Source organism: Pseudaminobacter soli (ex Li et al. 2025), from assembly GCF_029892515.1.
In the GTDB taxonomy this organism is placed as follows: domain Bacteria; phylum Pseudomonadota; class Alphaproteobacteria; order Rhizobiales; family Rhizobiaceae; genus Pseudaminobacter; species Pseudaminobacter soli_A.
The window spans coordinates 219,940-239,593 of the sequence record NZ_JARXVF010000002.1 but is presented as its reverse complement, the minus strand read 5'-3'; the positions used below and the strand labels follow the sequence as shown (position 1 = coordinate 239,593).

The 19,654-nt window shown below is 60.4% G+C and carries 14 protein-coding genes and 2 pseudogenes; 8 read left to right on the top strand and 8 right to left on the bottom strand.

From position 1 onward, the window contains the following. The first annotated feature begins 309 nt into the window (after window positions 1-309). Window positions 310-1,652, top strand: a pseudogene (locus M2281_RS11885) (mechanosensitive ion channel family protein). 371 nt (window positions 1,653-2,023) lie between these two features. Continuing rightward, the gene (locus M2281_RS11880) at window positions 2,024-2,275 is read left to right on the top strand and encodes a hypothetical protein (protein ID WP_280821374.1); all 252 of its coding nucleotides are present in this window, start codon (window positions 2,024-2,026) and stop codon (window positions 2,273-2,275) included. 330 nt (window positions 2,276-2,605) lie between these two features. Here the strand turns inward: M2281_RS11880 and M2281_RS11875 are convergent. Beyond that, window positions 2,606-3,178, bottom strand: a pseudogene (locus M2281_RS11875) (chromate transporter); the annotation flags it as partial. 8 nt (window positions 3,179-3,186) lie between these two features. Between M2281_RS11875 and M2281_RS11870 the strand changes: the two are divergent. Continuing rightward, on the top strand, window positions 3,187-3,591 hold the full coding sequence (locus tag M2281_RS11870) for a hypothetical protein (protein WP_280821373.1): 405 nt from the start codon (window positions 3,187-3,189) through the stop codon (window positions 3,589-3,591). A gap of 220 nt (window positions 3,592-3,811) precedes the next feature. Here M2281_RS11870 and M2281_RS11865 read toward each other — a convergent pair whose 3' ends face one another. Together M2281_RS11865 and M2281_RS11860 are read right to left on the bottom strand one after the other, a co-directional pair. Further along, the gene (locus M2281_RS11865) at window positions 3,812-4,033 is read right to left on the bottom strand and encodes a hypothetical protein (protein ID WP_280821372.1); all 222 of its coding nucleotides are present in this window, start codon (window positions 4,031-4,033) and stop codon (window positions 3,812-3,814) included. A 393-nt stretch (window positions 4,034-4,426) separates the two neighbouring features. Next, window positions 4,427-6,439 (bottom strand): tetratricopeptide repeat protein, encoded by a 2,013-nt coding sequence (locus M2281_RS11860; protein WP_280821371.1) that lies wholly within the window; start codon window positions 6,437-6,439, stop codon window positions 4,427-4,429. Window positions 6,440-6,572: 133 nt separating this feature from the next. On the opposite strand from M2281_RS11860, the gene M2281_RS11855 reads away from it, so the two are divergent. From M2281_RS11855 to M2281_RS11845, 3 genes are all read left to right on the top strand, one after another. Further along, window positions 6,573-7,661: a PLP-dependent cysteine synthase family protein gene (locus M2281_RS11855; protein WP_280821370.1), complete on the top strand. Its 1,089-nt coding sequence runs from the start codon at window positions 6,573-6,575 to the stop codon at window positions 7,659-7,661. 14 nt (window positions 7,662-7,675) lie between these two features. Beyond that, window positions 7,676-9,166 (top strand): pyridoxal phosphate-dependent decarboxylase family protein, encoded by a 1,491-nt coding sequence (locus tag M2281_RS11850; RefSeq protein ID WP_280821369.1) that lies wholly within the window; start codon window positions 7,676-7,678, stop codon window positions 9,164-9,166. A 392-nt stretch (window positions 9,167-9,558) separates the two neighbouring features. Then, the gene (locus M2281_RS11845) at window positions 9,559-10,284 is read left to right on the top strand and encodes a hypothetical protein (RefSeq protein WP_280821368.1); all 726 of its coding nucleotides are present in this window, start codon (window positions 9,559-9,561) and stop codon (window positions 10,282-10,284) included. An 812-nt stretch (window positions 10,285-11,096) separates the two neighbouring features. Here the strand turns inward: M2281_RS11845 and M2281_RS11840 are convergent. From M2281_RS11840 to M2281_RS11825, 4 genes are all read right to left on the bottom strand, one after another. Next, a complete protein-coding gene (locus M2281_RS11840) occupies window positions 11,097-11,336 on the bottom strand; it encodes a DUF982 domain-containing protein (RefSeq protein ID WP_280821367.1) in 240 nt (79 codons plus the stop codon). Between the two features lie 20 nt (window positions 11,337-11,356). Continuing rightward, window positions 11,357-11,614, bottom strand: a complete 258-nt coding sequence (locus tag M2281_RS11835; RefSeq protein WP_280821366.1) for a DUF982 domain-containing protein — start codon at window positions 11,612-11,614, stop codon at window positions 11,357-11,359. Window positions 11,615-11,667: 53 nt separating this feature from the next. Continuing rightward, window positions 11,668-11,958 carry a DUF982 domain-containing protein gene (locus tag M2281_RS11830; RefSeq protein ID WP_280821365.1) on the bottom strand — a complete coding sequence of 97 codons (291 nt, stop codon included), beginning with the start codon at window positions 11,956-11,958 and terminating at the stop codon, window positions 11,668-11,670. Window positions 11,959-12,449: 491 nt separating this feature from the next. Further along, complete coding sequence (locus M2281_RS11825; RefSeq protein WP_280821364.1) at window positions 12,450-13,997, bottom strand: sensor histidine kinase; 1,548 nt, start codon at window positions 13,995-13,997, stop codon at window positions 12,450-12,452. Between the two features lie 1,112 nt (window positions 13,998-15,109). On the opposite strand from M2281_RS11825, the gene M2281_RS11820 reads away from it, so the two are divergent. Next, window positions 15,110-15,406, top strand: a complete 297-nt coding sequence (locus M2281_RS11820) for a cupredoxin domain-containing protein (RefSeq protein WP_280821363.1) — start codon at window positions 15,110-15,112, stop codon at window positions 15,404-15,406. 220 nt (window positions 15,407-15,626) lie between these two features. Then, window positions 15,627-16,700 carry a type III polyketide synthase gene (locus tag M2281_RS11815; protein ID WP_280821362.1) on the top strand — a complete coding sequence of 358 codons (1,074 nt, stop codon included), beginning with the start codon at window positions 15,627-15,629 and terminating at the stop codon, window positions 16,698-16,700. A gap of 1,535 nt (window positions 16,701-18,235) precedes the next feature. Here the strand turns inward: M2281_RS11815 and chrA are convergent. Then, window positions 18,236-19,648: a chromate efflux transporter gene (gene chrA / locus M2281_RS11810; protein WP_280821361.1), complete on the bottom strand. Its 1,413-nt coding sequence runs from the start codon at window positions 19,646-19,648 to the stop codon at window positions 18,236-18,238. Window positions 19,649-19,654 lie beyond the last annotated feature (6 nt).

The window sequence follows — 19,654 nt, the reverse complement described above, 5'->3', positions numbered from 1 at the left end:
CGAGGAGGTGCAATGAACCCGAAACCCGACCCTGAACGACACCGCGGCTATCGTCGGTGGCCCTACTGGATCTTGCTGGGACTCGTGACGGTCTTCGTCATTTGGGCGCTGCTATCCTTGGGTGGGCACCGCATGTCGGCTGTCACCAAATCAGGCGAGGTCCCGGAAAGTGTGGAGTGACACCGTCGCTAGGCGTGAATCCTGCCGTCACGAAAGATCCGGGGGATTCTGCGCCCTAGATTCCTACGGCATCTGAGCGGCTCACGGGACGAAGCTTGCCATCCCCAATGCCTGCACCATAACGGTTGTGTGGAAACGGATTTTCGCAACGCCGTTGATGAATCTCTGGTCTGGGCCCGCGCATGGCTCGACTATGTCGCCTCTCCTTGGTTCCTCTATCAAGCCGCTATCGTCGTCTCGTTGTTCCTGGCCGCCAAGCTTCTGGCGAGTCGTATCAAACCGACCCTGGTGGCAAGGGCACGCCAGATCAAAGGGCATCCTGGACTGCTGAGGGTCGTAATCGCGCTGTTGCGGCGCACCGACTGGATTCTATTCACTTTCTTCCTGCTTGCCGTTCTCACCTTCCTACGCGGCATTACAGAACCAAGCCAGACCCACCTCATCTCCTCTCGCTGTCCGCTGCCTGGTTGATTGTGTCGGTGCTGTCGCGCATCATCCGCAATCGGCTTGTCGCTCGTACCATCGGCTGGCTGGCGTGGATTTTTGCTGCGCTTGTCATTCTAGGCATCAATGACAAGGCTTCGGCTTTCCTGGACAGCCTTTCATTTCCACTGGGCAATTTTCGCCTTTCGGCCCTAACGGTGCTGAAGGCCGCACTTTTGCTTGTCGCGACCCTCTGGCTTGCGATCATCGTCGGCAATTATGTCGATGAGCGTATCCGCAGTTCCGAAGAGCTGACACCCTCCGTCCGCGTTCTCATTGGAAAGATCGCCAAGATCGGCCTGGTGCTGGTCGCCGGTGTCGTCGCGCTTTCCTCCGTCGGCGTCGACCTGACGGCGCTGACCGTATTTTCCGGCGCTGTGGGAGTCGGCCTTGGCTTCGGACTGCAAAAGGTCGTTTCGAATTTCATCTCCGGCGTGATCATCCTTCTCGACAAGTCGATCAAACCGGGAGACACAATCTCGCTCGAAGGCACGTTCGGCTGGATACGCGAATTGCGGGCGCGGTTTGTCTCGGTGGTAACGCGCGACGGCCGCGAATACCTGATCCCCAATGAGGACTTCATCACCCGGAGGGTCATCAACTGGTCGTTCAGTGACAAGCTCGTGCGGCTCGACGTGAATTTCGGCGTCTCCTACGAGGCTGATCCGCATAAGGTCATCCAACTGGCGATAGAGGCTGCACTGGGCGTCGACCGCGTGGAGGCCGACCACAGGCCGGTCTGCTGGCTTACGGGCTTCGGCGAATCCTCACTGGACTTCGTCCTGCGGTTCTGGATCCGCGATCCCCAGCAGGGCTTGACCAATGTGCGCGGCAATGTGCTGCTGGCGCTCTGGGACACCTTCAAGGAGAACGGAATAGAAATCCCCTATCCCCACCGTGAACTGATCATGAAGCAGGGCACCAAGGGGGCTATGACCGGCGAATTCGCCGCTGAGCGATGGACCAAGTCTCAGCCGACGAAAAGCTGACGGGCAACGGCCGGTTGAGACCCAAAGCCGGGAGCGCGGGGGGCGTGAGCGGCTCCGGGTCTCGTGTTGCTGGGGGAGCAACGGCCAAGCTTGCCTAAAGGCAATGACAGACGCAACGATGCCTGAGGCTAAGTTGGCTTGTCCATTCTATCTACGGCCGGCGCTACCACTGGAGCATGGACGCTCAACGTATAGCGCTCGTTTGGGCGCCCCCCCTTCCCCAAGGTAAGGTGTGATTGATCGGGTCAGGCGGATCGGGTCCAGTTCCTGGAGTGCAGGGTCGGCGGCTGTCGCTATGCAGTCACGCTGGGGAACACCTTGGCGCCGCCGGCGTTTCTGGCCAGCGAGTTTTGCTAACAGCGCGGTCCGAAATGATTACACTGACCGATAAGGAGAAGCGCTTTCTCAAGCGTGTCGACAAGATCACCCACGTACCGTGGTCAGCAAAGATCATCGCCTTGGATGTCAGTGGCAAACCCATGCGGTTATCCAGGGCAACGTTTAGCCGACTGAAGGACGACGGGATCATCATCCGCTCCGGCGGCGATCTAAGCTCCGATATCTATGTGGTCAATCCGGCACCCGTGACGCCGGAAGTCGAGGAAGTGCAGGAAGTCCCCTGAGTTCAGACATTCGAGGTTCTGGCACCCCTATCGACCAGTGTTGCTGCCTGTTGCACGTTCGCGATGTCATGTCCGCCTTGCCTCATGCGCTGCACAAAGGCGCACCGGGCCTACCAAGAATCGACGTTCGCTGCCTGTCCGGTTCGGGCCGGGAAGTGTCGGTCCGTTATGGGAAGATCTAGCCAATAGGCAGACCTTCCGCCGTGACGCATTGCCAGCGCCGCGTCGTTCTTCAGCCCTGCTGGAACTTGCTCGCGCAACCGCATCTTCGGCCCGAGCATCGTTCTTTCGCCAAGACACCGCGCGGGACATCAGGCAACCCGAGGATTCTCAAGCCAGGTCGAGAACAATGACACCCGCCGCCAGAAGCACAACGACGATCCATGGCGGCATTTTCCAAACGGTGAGCAGCAGAAATCCAGCGAGCGCCAGCACGGCGCTCGTCCGGACCGGGTTGTAGAGCGCGGCACCAAGGATTCCGACCACGGCGGCGTTCGTGCCGCGCATTGCGGCCTGCGCCGTCGAGCGGACGCGCAACGCGTCGCAGAATGGCAGCATGCCGTAGACCAGCAGCAGCCTGGGCAGGAAGATCGCGATCAGCGCAATGCTCGCCCCTGCCGCGCCGTTGGGCGGCGGCCCCATGACCGCGCCGAGATAGGCGGCGAATGTGAACAGCGGCCCGGGGACCGCATGCGCGACGCCGTAGCCCGCCAGGAAGGATTCGGTTGCCACCCACCCGGGCGCGACCACCTCGGCCTGCAGCAGCGGAAGCACGACATGCCCGCCACCAAAAACCGATGCGCCCGAGCGATAGAAGGCGTCGAACAAGGCAACCGCCTGATGTCCGGTGGCCGACCACACAAGTGACGGGATGAGGAACAGGGCCGCAAACAGCGCGAGCGCTCGCCGATATGCGCGCAAACAGGGTCGGTCTCGACAATCTGCTGATCTCGGACATGGGGCTGCTCGCCAATCCTGCCGAGGCGCTCAAGTTAATCCGCCAAGCGCGCCGCGGGTCAAGGATTGGCGTAGGCATTGTGGGGGTTAACGTATTGCTGTTTTTGTTGTCATACAAAGCTTTACCAACGACAGCAGAAGAAGATGCGTTGAATGCTTTGTTGACACTATTGGCCGCATCCAGTAGCTCACCAACAGCAAAGACCTGCTACGGTGCCGCGAAGTCCCCAGGTCGGGAAACCGAACGAACATTTGCGGAGACGGCAGTAGGTTGGCTACCGTTAGAAGGCCTATCCTGGGGTTTTCGTGGAGTATTCGCCCTTGCGGTAGCTGCATTTTCGCTTTGTGGATTGGCGTGAGCGCCGGCAGGTGTGCTTTGCGCATCAACGCTTACAGTATCGCCAGACACAAGGTCGGAGCTAGTAGAGGAACGATCCTGCCCTTGCTGCGTCGTGCTTGCCCTGCTGACTCCAACTTTTTCGCTGGTCGATGGGACCGCGGCCGCACCGGGCTTGTTCACAGCCGTGGCGTCACCATCGACCGGAAGAGCGGCAGCAGAATGGGCGTCCCCGGTGGGAGTCAACGGTCGCACCCCGCTGTCGCTCGACTTAACTCAGTTTTCAGGCGGTCCAAACCGTTCACCTGATTGGCTGCGCGCGCGGCGATGCCGGCGACTGCCGTATCCGGTTCCAGCGCCTTGGCCTTGTTCTCATCCTTGATCAAGTAGCTCGGGTCCGATTTCCTCTTGTCGCCGTCGAGATCGTCTTTGTTGAGCGACCGCTGAATGTCTGCTTCGGTCATTCTTTTTATCATACTTCTATGACCAGCATGGTGCGCGAAGCGGCGCGGCATCTTGGGGCCGAATGCGGCCCGTCCGCTTTCGGAACGCAAGCACCGACAAGCAGCCGCTCCGCGCACGACCGATATCGTTATCCAGAACCGGTCGCGCTGATACGCCATCCTGTCCAGAAGCTTGGGAGGGTCGAGCCGAAAGGGCTCTTTCACGCTGTAGGCCGCCAGATCCACTTAGCCGGTGGTCTTACCATCAGTCCCATAGCTTTTCACCTCGGCAACCATTGGCCAAGCAGGAAACTATCGAGCCGGTGGGGCCGAGTGGGGACGGTCTAGTTTCGGCGACGAGGCCGCCTAAGAAAAGTTCGCAAGAGAACCCAGAGGGCCTCCCCCGCCGGCCGTTCAGCTCATCCCGATCAAGGCGGCGGCTTTGCGGTAACGTACGCTGATGTCCGGAGCGAACCGGAACGTGCTGAGAAAGTTGTCGACTCGATAGTCCGGGTTCTGCAGGCGAATCCGCATCGCATAGTTCCGGGCTTCTTGGATGCGCCCCGCGAGTGCAAGGCAAAGCGCGGCTATGGCCACAATGTGGACATGGGCATTCGGGCGGGCCGCTGCTTTCACACCCCACTGCGCCGCCTCCTCGAAGGCGCCGAGGCTGACCAGCGCCAACGCCCGGGTGCCGAGCATACCAAAAAGCAGCGGGTCGCATGGGCTGAGCTGCCGCGAGTGATCCGACGAAGCAATTGCGGCCGCCGCATCGCCGGACTGTGAATGGACGAAGGCCAGCGCATAGTGGCCCAGCGCGAAGTTTGGGCTGAGACGGACGGATTGTTCCAGCTCGCGCACGGCCTCGTCATGGTCGCCGGCGAGCCAGAGCGCGCGCCCCATGGACCAGTGCGCGGCGGGGTTGTGGTCGTCGACGAGCAGGCTTTGCCCGGCGGCTTTCAGCGCATTCCGAGTTTCGGCCTCGCGGTCGTTCCAGCGCTGGAAGGCCCTTTGCCAGTGGGTGAAGGACAGGCCGGCATAGGCGCGCGAAAAGGTCGGATCAAGGCGTGTCGACAGGTGGAAGAACTCGGCCGCGCACGCGTTTTCCTCCGGCGTGAAACGATACATGTGCCAAAGGCCGCGATGGTAGGCTTCCCAGGCGTTCAGCGAATCTGGAGGCTTCAGGATTGCGCGGTTCCGCTCCTCGTTCTCGATCTCGGCGGCGATGGAGGAAACTATGCCGTCGCCGATCTCGTCGAGAATGGCCAGGCGCTCGGCAGTCCGCGCCTCGAACTGCTCCGTCCAGATGATGCGCGAGGTAGCCGCCTCGGCGACTTCCACGGTCACGCATACTGCGTGTTCGTGCTGTTCGATGAAACCGGTCGCCACGTAGTCTACACCAAGCCGGCGGCCAATTTCCTGCGGTCCCAATCCTTCATCGGCAACCGCAAACACGGAACCTCGGGCGATCACGAAAAGGCTGCGCAACCGCGCCAAACGGCTGATGACGTCATGTGTTACGGCCGAGCCGAGTTCGTGGCGCCCTTGCGGTCCTCCACCCAGTTCGCGGAAGGGCATGATGGCGACCGAGGCGCGGCGAGCCGCGGCTGGCTGGATGGGCTGCGCAGGCTCCTGAACCCGTTCCGAGACTGCCGCCATGGTTGGTTGAGCGGCAGCGTGCCTGAGATGCTCCCATGCATCGCGAACCGGCGCGAAATCCAGTCCCTCATCCGCAAAGAGCCGTGCGGCCATGTCGAGATGACGGGTGCACTCGCCTACCATCCGCCTGTGCAGCAGTTCCGAGAGAAATCGGATGTTTGCGTCGGTATCGAGAATGGCAAGATCGATCCACCTGCGCGCAGCCGGCAAACCCTCCATGCTGCCCACAGGCGTCCTGCGCCCAATCTCGGCAGCGATGTCCAACTGGTAAGAGCGAAACTCGGATCTGCGGCTGCCAAGCCAGTGCTCGAACGCGGCACAGTTGTGGATGACGATACCCTCGAGGAAATCGCCGTCACACCGCGATGCGATTACCAGCAACTCCTGCAAGTCGAGCCCTTCGACACCATCCCGCACCGCCTCCGACAGACGCAGCGCGTCGACGACGCATCCGTCGAGATCGACCGAGATCTGGTCGTCAACGGCGCTCACCCGCCTGCGGTCATTTGTGTCCAGCGCCGAGCGCAGCCTGCTCAGGCACCATCGCAGTTCGCCACGCGGGTCGCTCGGCCCATCCCAAAGAAGGTCGCAAAGCTTCTCGCGGGAGACAGGCCCCCTCGCGACGGCCAGATAAGCCAACAACGCGCGGACCTTGCGCGATGGAGGAAGCGGCAACGGGGCGCCCCCGCGCCACACCTGCAGCGGCCCGAGGAGGCGCAGTTCAAGCTCCTGCATTGAATTTGGCACGTCGGAGACGTCCGTTTCCATGCGCGTTCCCACGCCGGCTCCCACGCCGGACCGCTGGCCGATACTTTAGCATTCCTCACACCGACTGACATCCGGAAGCTTCTCGCCCGGGCAAACAGGACATGGACCGGGCGCTTTGCACAGCGAGGATCACATGCTCACAGATACAGGACTGAGAACCACGAAAGGCCTCGGACGGCTCTTCGACAGCGTTTTGGAGACAATCGGCGACACGCCGGCAATCCGTATCAACAATCTCGGCGTCGGAAGTGCCACGATCTACGTCAAGGCGGAATTCTTCAATCCGGCCTCGTCCGTGAAGGACAGGCTGGCGGTCGCCATCATCGAAGAAGCTGAGCGCAGCGGTGCGCTGCAACCGGGCCAGACGGTGATCGAAGCGACCAGCGGCAACACGGGCATCGGGCTCGCCATGGTCTGCGCGCAGAAGGGCTACCCGCTCGTCGTCACCATGGCCGACAGCTTCTCCATCGAGCGGCGCAGGCTGATGCGCATGCTGGGCGCCAAGGTCGTGCTGACGCCGCGCGCTGAAAAGGGCTTTGGCATGTATCTCAAGGCAGTGGAACTCGCCGAGAAGCACGGATGGTTCCTCGCGCGCCAGTTCGAGACCAAGGCAAACGCCGCAATCCATGAAGCGACGACCGGCCGGGAGATTGTCAATGACTTCGCCGGATCCCGCCTCGACTACTTCGTCACCGGTTACGGCACCGGCGGCACGGTCGTAGGCGTCTCGCGCGTGCTCCGCCGGGAACGACCGGAAACGAGGATCGTACTCAGCGAGCCGGCAAACGCTCAGTTGATCGCCAGCGGCCATGTGCAAGAGCGGGACGCCGACGGGGCGCCGGCCGCGAGCCACCCTGCCTTCGAGCCGCATCCGATCCAGGGCTGGACACCGGATTTCATACCCGATGTCCTGCAGGAGGCGATCGACCAGCACTACTATGACGAGGTGATTCCGATTGCCGGGCTGAAGGCCGTGGAATGGGCCAGGGCTCTGGCACAAAAGGAAGGCATCTTCACGGGTGTGTCGGGCGGCGCCAGCTTTGCCGTCGCACGTCAGGTCGCCGAACGTGCACCGGCGGGCGCGGTCATCCTCTGCATGCTTCCCGACACGGGCGAGCGTTACCTGTCGACCCCGCTCTTCGATCCGATCCCGGCTGACATGGACGCCGAGGAAATGGAGCTCTCGCGCTCCACGCCCGGCTTCCAACTCGCCGCTGAGTAGATCGGGAGAGAGTGATGGAAGCTCACCCCTTGAAATTGCCAGACCGGGACGAGACTTCGCTCGACCGGATGGAAAGCCTCGACCCTCCAGATTGGAGCTCTCTTGCCGCACTCGCACATCGGATCGTGGACGATGCGGTGGAATACATCGCCCACGTGCGCGAGCGTCCCGTATGGCAGCCTATGCCGGAGAAAGTAGAAGCCGCGTTTCAGGCTCCGCCTCCCGACGGACCGACCCCGGTCGCGGACGTGTACAGGCTGGTGCGAGACAACGTCCTCTCCTATCCGATGGGCAATATCCATCCCCGGTTCTGGTCCTGGTACATGGGCACCAGTAACTTCACCGGCGCCCTGGGCGACTTTATTGCCGCAATCCAGGGCTCCAACCTCGGGGGTGGCAGTCATGCCGCCGCCCTCGTCGACCAGCAGGTCGTGGGCTGGCTGCGTGACATGATCGGCTTCCCCACCACGGCGAGCGGAACGCTGGTTAGCGGCGGTTCGATGGCGAACCTTATCGGCCTGACGGTCGCCCGCAACGCCATGGCTGGAATTGACCTGCGCGAAGAGGGTCTCGCCGCGCTCGACCGGTCCTTGCGCTTCTACGCCTCCGACCAGGTGCATTCCTGCCATCGCAAGGCCGTCGAGGTACTCGGGCTGGGCAACAAGGCGCTGCGCAGAATTCCCACGGACTTCCGTTACCGGATCGACATCGCGGCTCTCCGCAAAGCCATTGCCGAGGATCGAGAACGCGGCTTTAAGCCCGCTTGCATCATCGGCACGGCCGGCACGGTCAATTCGGGAGCGGTCGACGATCTCGCGGCACTTGCCGAGATCGCCACCGAGGAGGGCCTCTGGTTCCATGTCGACGGATGCATCGGCGCCCTGCTGGCGATCGCGCCGAAGAACGCCTGGCGCGTGAAGGGCCTCGAACGCGCGGATTCGGTCGCTCTCGACCCGCACAAATGGTTGCATGCGCCATTCGAGGTCGGTTGCGCGCTCGTCAGAGACCACCTGAAACACCGACAGAGCTTCGCCGTGTCACCCGAATATCTCCAGGGCATGTCGCGCGGCATTGCTTCCGGCCAATGGCTCTACGAGTTCGGGCTGCAGACCAGTCGCGGTTTCGCAGCGCTGAAGGTCTGGATGGCGCTGATGGAACACGGCGCCGCGAAGTTCGGCCGGTTGATCGACCAGAACGTCGCGCAGGCTGCGTTCCTCGCGGATATCGTCCGATCCCATCCCACCCTGGACCTGGTCACCGAGCCGGAGATCAACATTGTCTGCTTCCGCTACGCGCCCGATGGGCAAGACGAAGAGAAACTGAAGCAAATCAATGTCGAGATCATGCTGCGCCTGCAGGAATCCGGCGTGGCAGCGTTGTCCGACACGACGATCCAGGGGCGGCATTGCCTGCGCGCAGCGATCTGCAACCACCGTACGCGACTGGATGACCTTACCCTGCTCGTCTCCGAGGTACTGCGGATAGGAAGGGAGGTATCACGATGACGATATAAATGGTTGGGGCACGACGCAAGGCTTTCTGCTTTCTCGCTACTCGTCAGAACCGGCCAATCGGGTGCGACTCATGCGATGACCGCAATGGGCCGGAAGCGGAAGGTCCGCAATCATGAAAAGACCTCGGAAAGCAGCCATTCCGCTATTGACCCATAGCGGACTTCATCTGTCAGCATGCCGCCCCATGCTGACTTGCATCAACCGGCAACGGTTGGAAGACGGCACAGGGGATCTGGCCGCCTCGAAAACCCGGGATTACAGCACGCAGTTACTGGGAATATTTTCGCTCCCGAGGCGTTTATCCATATGAGGTCCGATAGAGACCCAACCCCTACGATCATCGCAGGCTTTGAGCTCCACGGACAACTTCCTTGGAGAAGACAATGAGACGTTATCTCTCTACACTCGCATGTTCGGGGTTGCTGGGCATTGGAGCGCTCTCCAATGCCCCTGCCTTTGCCGAGAGCATCCCCAGCGCTGTTCCCGACATTGCTTCGACGGTCAACGCGGCCGACGAGGCCTTCCAGTCGCTTTCCGCAAAGCCGACTTCAGACGGCCAGATTTGGAACTTGCTCTGCACCACGGCAGTCTGCCAAGGCAAGTTTGAGTCAGCCGTCCTGGTGCGCAAATCCGGTGATCCTGGCGGCAGCGTGCAGCTTGTTCGCGGTGGCATGGGTGGTGGCGGCTTCATGCACGGCGGTGGCGGCTTTGGTGGGTTCCATGGCGGCGGCGGCTTTGGCGGCTTCCACGGTGGCGGCGGCTTTGGTGGTTTCCATGGCGGCTTTGGCGGCTTTCATGGCGGCTTCCCTGGCGGCTTCCATGGCATGGGTGGCTTCCACGGCATGGGCGGCTTCCGTGGCATGGGTGGTTTCCACGGATTCCGCGCTGAAGGCTTCCGTGGCTTCCACGGCTTCCGCGGTGAACGCTTCCGTGACGGCCGCTTCTTCCATCATGGGCGCTTCTTCATCCATCATCGGCGCTTCTTCCGCGACCACGACAACGCGTTCTTCTTCGGAATAGGCGTGCCATGGTGGTATTCTTCTTACTGCGACCCGTGGGTCTACCGCTACTACGGCACCTGCTATCCGCCATACTATTCGGGATACTAACAGTGCCGGATACACGGTTTTAGGCTGCCCAAATTCGCAAAGGAAGGCGACCGGATGCAGGTCGACTGCTGCGTCGAGCCGTGCGTCACGTCCTCCAACTGGCAGGTTTGGACTTATTAGTGTTGAGAGCTACATTTAAGCCAGTGATTTGCCCGCTCCGGTCCGCTGGGGCGGGTCTTTATGGGTTTTCGCCGTGGATGAGTAACGCAGCGTTGTACTGGCGACCTGGTGAATTGATGCATGTGGTGCCCAGCCAGCGTAAGCAAGTCTAGCTTGGGCTTCGTCGTTGTCGGCGCGGCTCTGGCAGGATGGTAAAAAGCGCGATGAGAGGTGATAAGGTGGGCCAACGGTTAGCGCGGCCACACCAGCCAGAGTATCCCCACGCCTATGAGCCAAAGCAGCGCCATCAACAGCGCCGCCGCAGCAATGAATCGGACGACCATAGCCGGCGACCATGACGTTTCGATGGGCAGTCGCCGCCAAGCCCTCACCGCCCCCAAGCAGGCTGTCACAAGCGCCACCGCCTGCCAGATGATTGCTCCCCCAGGCAAAACCTCATCCCAGGCTGGCAAGACATAAGCACTCGCCGCAGCACATAGGGCGAAACCTGCCGCCGCAAACGCGGAGCTAGATGAACGAAGTTGCGATTGCAGGTTGGGCGACATGTCCGGGCTCCCGCTGCCGCTGTGATACTATTGAATAGGAAGGTGCAGAGCTAGCGCGCTGTTTAGGTAGAGCCAAATGTCACCGGACCTCGACAGCGTCTGGCTGTCGCGCCTGCTAGAATTGAGGTCATGGGCATTGGCGTGACCTCACCGCACCAATATCCCGGCTTCCTCCGCGGCTCGTTCAAAGGCTTCGCGCACAGCTTCCGCGGTGCCGCTGCCATTCATGAACGCAAAGCACGCCCTGCGCGCCGCAACCTGTGTGGGGCTGTCTGGCATCGGCCAGCGGGTCAGCAGCATGTTCGCCACCTGGTTAACGTTGTCGACCTTGTAGACGATGCCTCGCCCGAACGTAATTGGAACGAGTCGGAACCAGCCGTGATCCATGGCACAGCCTCCAAAGCCCATCAACCGGGGGCGGCCATTCGGTGCACCAATATCCCAGCGTCTTCGGCTGCTTGCTCGAAGGCTCTGCGAACCTCCTCGACAGTGGCGCGTCCCTCGATGAATTTGAGGCAGGCACGCCGTGCCTTGGACTGACTGAGGCTGTCGCCTCTCGGCCACTGATGCAGCAGAAAATCACCTGCCTGCAGGACATCGGCGACGCAGAACTCGGTTCCGTCGCTAAGCGTCACCGCAACAGGAAAGAATTCGCCGCGATCCATCGCTCGACCTCCACAGCGCATCAACGCCATCCCGGGAGGGCGGTTGCACGAAATCAGTGCTTCAGCCACTCCCGTGCAGCCTCGGTCATGGCAGCCGTGAGCACATCGGGCACCAGTATCCCTCTCGCCCGCGCAAAGGCCACAAATGCAATGCGAGCGGCTGCAACGTCGCCATGATTGGTCAACGCGCTCTGGCACTTGCTGAGTGCCTGGGCATGCCACGGACCACGGCTCCCGCTCCATTTGTTCAGCACATCGAATGCTTGCCCGGCATTCTCGATCACTCGGGGGGATCCAGGTCCGACATAGATCTCGACAGGCTGAGAGAAACGCTTGGCGTTCATAGAGGCCTTCCTCCGGCTGGAACACAGGTTGATGTGGAAGAGCCCAGGTTACGGCAAGCGCCAGTGGTCGAGCGATCTGGCTCTCGGTTGCATGACCTTCCGCCAAAGGTGGTGGCGATATGAGTGCCTATCTGCGGGCTTTTTTTGCTCATACCCATGAGGTGAGGCCCGATGATGCCAGTCGGGGGAGCTATTCACCGGGCCTCTGCTGCCGAAGCGCTGGCAGCGCTGATAGCGTCGCCATACGAGCCGGCAAGCACAAGTCCGGCAATGTGATGAGTGCATTCACCCGATGCCTAGCGAGATGGTGGATTTTGCCTACCAGGTGCCGTTTTCCGTGACCTGACCGGCAGCCTGGCTGGCGGCCGTCGCTCAGAAACATCAACGCCGAAGCGGATCAAGGCAGAGCGGCAGCGCACAAAGCTTCCGAGAAAGCCAGAGTAGGTCGGAACAACAAGGCAGCGTGTGCCATGTCCACTTAGTCGCCGTGGTCAGCGGCCTGCTTTGCGATGGAACAGTTTGCTCGGCAGGATGATCTCCACGCTCACACCGCCGATTGTCTGGCTACGAGTATAGCTTCCGCGCAATTGCCTTATGATCGTGAGGTCCAAGAGCTTCGAGCCAAAGCCGCTGTCGGCGGCAGCCACCTGGCCGCTTGCTCTAGGAACCTTCTCGATCCACTTCACATGCAACTCGTCAATGTGGTGCTTGATGTGAACCTCCAGGGTCCCCTCTGGGTCGCTGAGCGCACCATATTTGGCCGAGTTCGTCGCCAACTCGTGAAAAACGAGAGCTAGCAGGGTGACGGTTCCACCATCAATGAAAGCATCGTCGCCATCGACAACGAGGTGCTTTTCGACGCGACCGTCATATGGTCTAAGCAGAACACCGATCAACGCCTTCAGCGAAGTAAGTTCACCTGGAACACCGGTGGATGCGTTCATGGTCCGTATGAGACCATGCGCATGCTGGAGCGCGACCAGACGATTTCTCAAAGTATCCGCCAACGGTTTCAGATCGGGGTTGTCCCTGATGGACAGACTGATTAGCCCGCTCACCAGGGCGAACAGGTTCTTGATCCGATGCTCGAGTTCGTTGGACACGATTTCACGCTCGGCAGCGAGGTATCTCAGTTGTTCAAGAACCTCGTTTCGTTTCGCCGTGGTCGTGGAGATGATGAGCGGACCCAAAGTGACCAGTGCGCGCCCCATTGCCACAGACAACACCAGCGACTGATTGATATTCGACAAGTCGACATAGGCCAACGTCGTCGCAATAACGGTCCAAACGCAGTAGGCGAACGTCAGCAAAGCCGTCAGGAAAACGCGATAGGAAATCGCACACAAAAGCAGGGCCGGAACCGGGAATGCGAGCGCCGCCAGCCCGCCGAACATGGTGCCCACGGCGGCCGAAAGGACCAGCACGATGATCGGTGCCTGATCGTGAAAGCTCAGTGGCAGCTGCCGTGACCATTGGCCCCCTTCCGGAAGCGCCAGGATCATAGGCAAAAAAGCAAGCTGGTTCAAAAGCTCGACTGAAAACCAGTAACGAAGAACGTTCACGGTTCCGGCCATGCCAAACAAAGACCCATCTAGCATTGAGCCCGCCACCCCAGCGTAAAGCGACGCGGGGACCACGGCCGCCAGCATGTAGAAGATCGAGATCGGGCGCTCCAGCCGCTGGTCAACCCGACTGAAACTCGAAAGCACAAAATAGCCGATGGCAGCGATTCCGAAATTATATGCGGCCAGTTTCGCGCCTTCGACTATCCCGTAACCGATTATCGCACTGGCGATCGCAAGCCCGACAAGACAGGCAATCCAGCCGAGGGGGCGCGCCAACAGAGGAAAACGTACCAGAATGCCGAGCATGAACGCGTTGGCAGGCCAGGCCAGCGCAAGTACGCTGTTGACATCCGTGTAGACGCCAAGGGCGAAGAGTGCCGCATAAGCGCCTCCGAATAGCAGGTAAGGTAGCCAGCCTCGGTTCGAGGTGAATAGTCTTCTTGCCTTCGCGTCGACTTCACGGGCACTGAGCATGATCCGCCACCCCGGGGACTATGCATCCAGGCATCTTTGGGCCAAACGCAAAGTAACCACCAATGGCCGTCGCGGGCAAGTTGCGCGCTCCGCCGGGGCCAAGCTGTACCGCAAGCTTTACCGCGCGCGCTGGTGCAATCGGCACGCCGAAAGACCATGTCATGTTCGACCTGGCACGGTCGCAGCCAATCGCCGAGGCGAGCTTTTTTTGATGAAAGACCTGGAACCCAGGCTAGTCCGCGCCATATCCATAGTGGCATTGTTTTGCTGGCGGCTGCGCTAGGTTGAGCCGTCAGTTGTTAGCCCGTCGTCTCGCTCGAGGTGGCGGGCAATTTTTTGTGCGTGCCAAAAAAAGCCCCATCCACCGGGAACCTCATCACAGTTCAATCGTTTCGAGCACATCAATGGCTAAACTATTGCCCGCCGCCTTTCAGACAGACGGCGGGCTTCTTCTTTTTGAACGCGCGCTGGTTTGTCGTCGTGATCCCCTCCGGCGTATCATCGTGGCATGCGCAGGAGTGCTGTCATGCGCAGGTTGCTCTCCCTCAATCTTGGAAACTGAGTCCGACTAGATGCCCGGCGGGCGTCGTTCCCGCAGCATGAGTGCAGGCAGCTTGCGAGAAGGTCAGACGAACCCGGAACAACAGGGCGGCATGCGAGTTGTCCCCCCGAATGTGTCATTCCATGCTTTGCCCGTTGTCTGCAGATGACGGGCTCTCTTTTCGGCCGAGGAACATCGGCAGCAACAACGTGTTTCCAAACAGTCATGGCTTCCTGGCGTGTTTTTGCCCCTGCTAACGCTGGATGCCTCAGAGCTCGTCGTCTCACCGAGGCGGCGGGCACTTTTTTGTCTCTCGATGGCGGGGATTGGGCGCTCCGCCGTGAAGTGCCCTTAGAAATGTCCAATCTCCGGGAATATTTCTCGTTGGCGAAGCGTTTAATATAAGCGGTCCGATAGAGCTCACATGATCAGAGCATCGATGTCCTTAAATGGCCATAGCGATGTTGAACTGACGGTCTTGTGAGTTGACGCTTTATGGAACGCCTTTCTTCGGGCGGCATTCGATGTGTCGCAAAACAGGGAGGTATGGATGTTGTCAAGGAAATCTCTGTTGATCACCACTTTTATGACGCTAATCATGAGTGGTGCCGTGCAAGCTGAAACTATTCAAGTCACGATCAAGCACCACGCGTTCGCACCGGCAGATATTCATGCCAAAGTCGGCGATACGATAAAATGGGTCAACGAGGACTCGGTGGGTCATACGGTAACGGCCAAGGGCGGCTGGGATTTGACCCTCCCGCCGAACAAGGCTGCGAGCGAGGTCGTGAAGAAGGCAGGAGAGTTCAATTACCACTGCAGCATTCACCCAAGCATGAAGGGTCATATCACCGTAGCTGCGAAATAGCCGGATTCTCCAGTGACGAAAGCGAAGCCCACTTCGTCTCCAGGGTGGGCTTTCGCGTTTGGCCTAATGGCTGTTTGCGCTTCTCTCACCCGGACCCGACCCTTCACGCAGTGTTGACCCTGATCTCACGGCACCGCCGCAATATTTCCCATTCGGCTAGCGTTCTTTCGGTGTGGAATCCGCGCTCGCGGTGGCACCGCCGCGAGCGGAGAAGTTGACGATGCAAACTGCGTATATCAATCGCGTAGCCACGGCTGTGCCACCCTACGACGTTCACGAAGCCTTTCGCCGCTTCGCACAGTCGATGCTTCACGATGACCGCCGTAACTCGCTGCTGTTCCAGCGTATGGCCGACAAGTCTGGAATCGAGCATCGCTACTCGTGCCTCGCGCCGAGCAATCTGCCGGAAGGTGACCGCCTCGACGCCGAAGGCTTCTACCTGCGCTGCGATTTTCCCGACACGGCAGCGCGAATGCAGAAATTCGAGCAGCATGCGCCGCTGTTGGCGCAAAGGGCCGTCGATATGTTGCAACTCGGAGCGGATCGTGACCGCATCACCCATCTCGTGGTGACATGTTGTACCGGTTTCTCTGCGCCCGGCCTTGTTCTCGAACTCGTCGAACGCTGCAGCCTTTCGAGCAAGGTCGAACGCACCGTAGTCGGATTCATGGGCTGCTACGCAGCCATCAACGCGTTGAAGCTGGCGCATCACATCGTTCGCTCCGAAGCCTCCGCCCGAGTGCTTATCGTTAATCTTGAGCTTTGTACCCTGCATCTGCAGGACACGACCGACCTTGAGCAGATGCTCTTGTTTCTTCTGTTCGGCGACGGCTGTGCAGCATCTGTCGTGAGCGCAGAACCGGTCGGCGTCGCACTCGACAGCTTCCACGCGGTGCTAGTACCGAACACCCGCGAACTGATTACCTGGAATATCGGGGATTCAGGATTCGATATGACACTGTCGGGACGTGTTCCTGCCGCAATCCATGATGGCATGAGGGTGCACGCTGATGAGATTCTTGCTGGAGCATCCACTACATCGATCGATCTTTGGGCAGTGCATCCCGGAGGACGTACTGTGCTCGACGCTGTTGAGCGCGCTCTCGAACTCCCGCCAGCGGCGCTGGCGGAGTCGCGCGAGATCCTGAGACGCTATGGCAACATGTCGTCCGCGACTGTCATGTTTGTGCTCAACAGGCTGTTGGGTTCGGGTGCGTGCGGTCGCACCGGTTGCGCTATGTCGTTTGGACCCGGATTGATCGCGGAAACCCTGCTGTTTCACACTGCGGCATGACGCCGTGAACTCAGCATTGAGGCTTGGGACGATCTGCAAGTGGCGCGCAGAATTTGCCAGGCCGTCAATCCCTCAAGCGCCTGACTTTCTGAGAAGCACGTGATCGGCATCTACTACGTTGGCTATTTTAAGAAATAGCCACTTTTGTCGACCCAATTTTTCACCGTGCAGCCTGTCATTAAGTCGAAAGCCCGCCGTTTCATCCGAGGCGGCGGGCTATTTTGTCCCTCGACGGCAGGGGCGGGCGGCAGCCTCCATGAAGTGCCTTGAGAAAGGTCCAATCTCTGGGAATTTTCTCGTTGGTAATTCGTTTGTCTAGCAGGTCCGATAGAGCCCCACCCCAACGATCATCGCATCGAGGTCAATCCCCCCACGATCATCGCAGGCATTGGGCTCCACGGATAATTTCCCTTGGAGAAGACAATGAAACGTTATCTTTCAAAACTCGCGTGCTCGGGATTGTTGAGCATTGGAGCGCTCATGGGCCTGATGACTCTTGCTTCAGCATGCTCGATGTCGGGAGTTGGTGGTACATACGGGATCACTGCTCCTGCCAACTACCACTACGGTCGCACCGTAGGCGGCGGGGCGCACGGGGTCACGGCGCCTCCCCGCTACCACCATGGTCGCACGTTAGCCCGCAGGACTCACGCCGGAACCTACGGCATCACCCCCACTCGCCGGGCTGCGCCGAACGTGAACGCGGGAGATCGTACCAACCAATACGGTCGCAATAGCTATTGAGGCTTGGCGGCACTTGCTTTCAGGACGCCGGCGCAGTGGTTGCGGCCTGTGCCGTTTTGCACCACACTATAGCCCACCTCGGTCCACAGGGCGGGCTTTTCCCGGATCAGGCCGCCGTTTTCCCCGACCTGACCGACTGTTCTGCCAAAGCTAGACTGCTTTCATGGTCTGGCAGCACCATCTTCGCCAAGGGGGAACTGCTCGCTCGATCTCCGGGGCGTGCATCAATCGTGCGAAGTGTCTGGCGTAATTAGCGGCTCCATCGGACGCCCGACGCGCCCGTCGCCTCCCCCGAGGCGACGGGCATATTCGTATACGCTAATGGAACCTAAGCGGAACATCCCAACTAGGCGCATTGGTGGCGGGGGCCACCGCAACGAGCCCGTCTTCTCACCAGAGATGGCGGGCTTGTTGCTGAACATTGCGGAGCTGTCCTCTCATCACCCAGTCGGCCGAAGCGATCAAGAACGCGAGTAAGTTGGCCCGACATCCCACAAGGCAGGGGTATGGGGGCCTGGGAAAGCCGGGCCTGCCCCGATTGGGGAATCGGGACGCGCCTTACATAGCAGCTGTAAGGTCGCGGCGGCCCACTCCTTCACAAATTTGGCCTCGCGGCGGCGTCACTCCGCACCTATCGGGACCTCGCCTGATTTCGTGATTGCTGACATGCGGTGCCGACTCAAGGATATCAGTGCCCAGATGACGAAGATCGCTACGAGCCCTGTCAGGATCTAATAGGGCCAACGTCCATAGCCCCAGGGCGATGCTGGTTCGGAGAAGGCGGGCAGTCGTCAAATGTTGCCACCTGCCAGGTACCAGGCCATTCCTGCGATCGAACAGGCCAGGAGCGTCGGAATCATCTTGGTGCCGAATCCGAACGTGGCGATGGCAGCGGCTGCGGTCAGCACCATGGCGGGAACATTCGCCGTCAGCCAGACGGGCACGTCGACGAGAATGCCATATCCTTGCCATGGGTTCAGTTGTCCGAACAGGGTGTGCAGTGCGAACCATGTGGCCAGGTTCATGACCACGCCGACGACCGCGGCGGTGATCGCCGACATCGCTCCGGTCAGTGCCGCGTTGCCCCGCAGAACCTCAATGTATGGCGCGCCCAGGAAGATCCACAGGAAGCATGGCACGAACGTAACCCAAGTGGTGAGTATCGCTCCAAGCGTCCCAGCCAGCATCGGATTGAGGATGCCAGGATGCCGGAACGCGCCCATGAAACCGACGAACTGGACAACCATGATCAGGGGGCCCGGTGTCGTTTCCGCCATTCCCAACCCGTCCAGCATCTCCCCTGGCTGCAGCCATCCGAAGTGTTGGACTGCCTCCTGCGCGACATAGGCCAGCACCGCATAGGCACCGCCGAACGTTACCATCGCCATTTGGCTGAAGAACACTGCGATCTGACTAAAGACGCTGTCTCGTCCCAACAGAGCGAGGCAAATCGCAACGGGCAACAGCCATAGCAGTAGAAAGATTCCGGATATCTTCAACGACCAGGCGATGTTTGGGCGCGCGTGTCGGGGCGTGTCCTTGCCCAGAGCCGAGTCCTCGTCCAGCGCCGCATTGTCGCCAGCTTTGTGCCCACCGCCGACACGAAACAGGGGCGACCCCCTGCGTCCTCCAACGTATCCGGCCACCCCGGCGACGAGAATGATGATTGGGAAAGGCACGCGGAAGAAGAAGATCGCCACGAATGCCGCGACCGAGATCCCCACCATGACGGTGTTCCTCAAGGCACGCTGGCCTATCCGGATCACGGCCTGCACAACGATGGTCAGCACCGCTGCCTTGAGCCCGAAGAAGAGCCCTTCGACAATTCCGACCTTGCCGAACGCTGCGTAGACGTAGCTCAGCGCCAGAATCGATAGGAAGCCCGGAAGCACGAACAGCGCGCCGGCAACGAGGCCGCCTTTCGTTTTGTGGAGCAGCCATCCGACATAGACCGCCAACTGCTGGGCCTCGGGCCCTGGGAGCAGCATGCAGTAGTTGAGGGCGTGAAGGAACCTGGCTTCTCCGATCCAACGCTTCTCATCGACCAATATGCGATGCATTACCGCGATCTGCCCCACAGGGCCGCCAAAGCTCAGGGCCGCGACACGCGCCCAGACGCGAACCGCTTCGCCGAACGGAATGCCATGGGCAGGAGCATCAGAGTGTCGGTCCGGGACGGCGTGTATGTCGCCAATCTTGCTCATGGTTTC

Coding starts and splice junctions, on each gene's coding strand:
- M2281_RS11880 (WP_280821374.1), top strand. CDS start 2,024: ATGATTACACTGACCGATAAGGAGAAGCGCTTTCTCAAGCGTGTCGAC.
- M2281_RS11870 (WP_280821373.1), top strand. CDS start 3,187: ATGCGCGCAAACAGGGTCGGTCTCGACAATCTGCTGATCTCGGACATG.
- M2281_RS11865 (WP_280821372.1), bottom strand. CDS start 4,033: ATGACCGAAGCAGACATTCAGCGGTCGCTCAACAAAGACGATCTCGAC.
- M2281_RS11860 (WP_280821371.1), bottom strand. CDS start 6,439: ATGGAAACGGACGTCTCCGACGTGCCAAATTCAATGCAGGAGCTTGAA.
- M2281_RS11855 (WP_280821370.1), top strand. CDS start 6,573: ATGCTCACAGATACAGGACTGAGAACCACGAAAGGCCTCGGACGGCTC.
- M2281_RS11850 (WP_280821369.1), top strand. CDS start 7,676: ATGGAAGCTCACCCCTTGAAATTGCCAGACCGGGACGAGACTTCGCTC.
- M2281_RS11845 (WP_280821368.1), top strand. CDS start 9,559: ATGAGACGTTATCTCTCTACACTCGCATGTTCGGGGTTGCTGGGCATT.
- M2281_RS11840 (WP_280821367.1), bottom strand. CDS start 11,336: ATGGATCACGGCTGGTTCCGACTCGTTCCAATTACGTTCGGGCGAGGC.
- M2281_RS11835 (WP_280821366.1), bottom strand. CDS start 11,614: ATGGATCGCGGCGAATTCTTTCCTGTTGCGGTGACGCTTAGCGACGGA.
- M2281_RS11830 (WP_280821365.1), bottom strand. CDS start 11,958: ATGAACGCCAAGCGTTTCTCTCAGCCTGTCGAGATCTATGTCGGACCT.
- M2281_RS11825 (WP_280821364.1), bottom strand. CDS start 13,997: ATGCTCAGTGCCCGTGAAGTCGACGCGAAGGCAAGAAGACTATTCACC.
- M2281_RS11815 (WP_280821362.1), top strand. CDS start 15,627: ATGCAAACTGCGTATATCAATCGCGTAGCCACGGCTGTGCCACCCTAC.
- chrA (WP_280821361.1), bottom strand. CDS start 19,648: ATGAGCAAGATTGGCGACATACACGCCGTCCCGGACCGACACTCTGAT.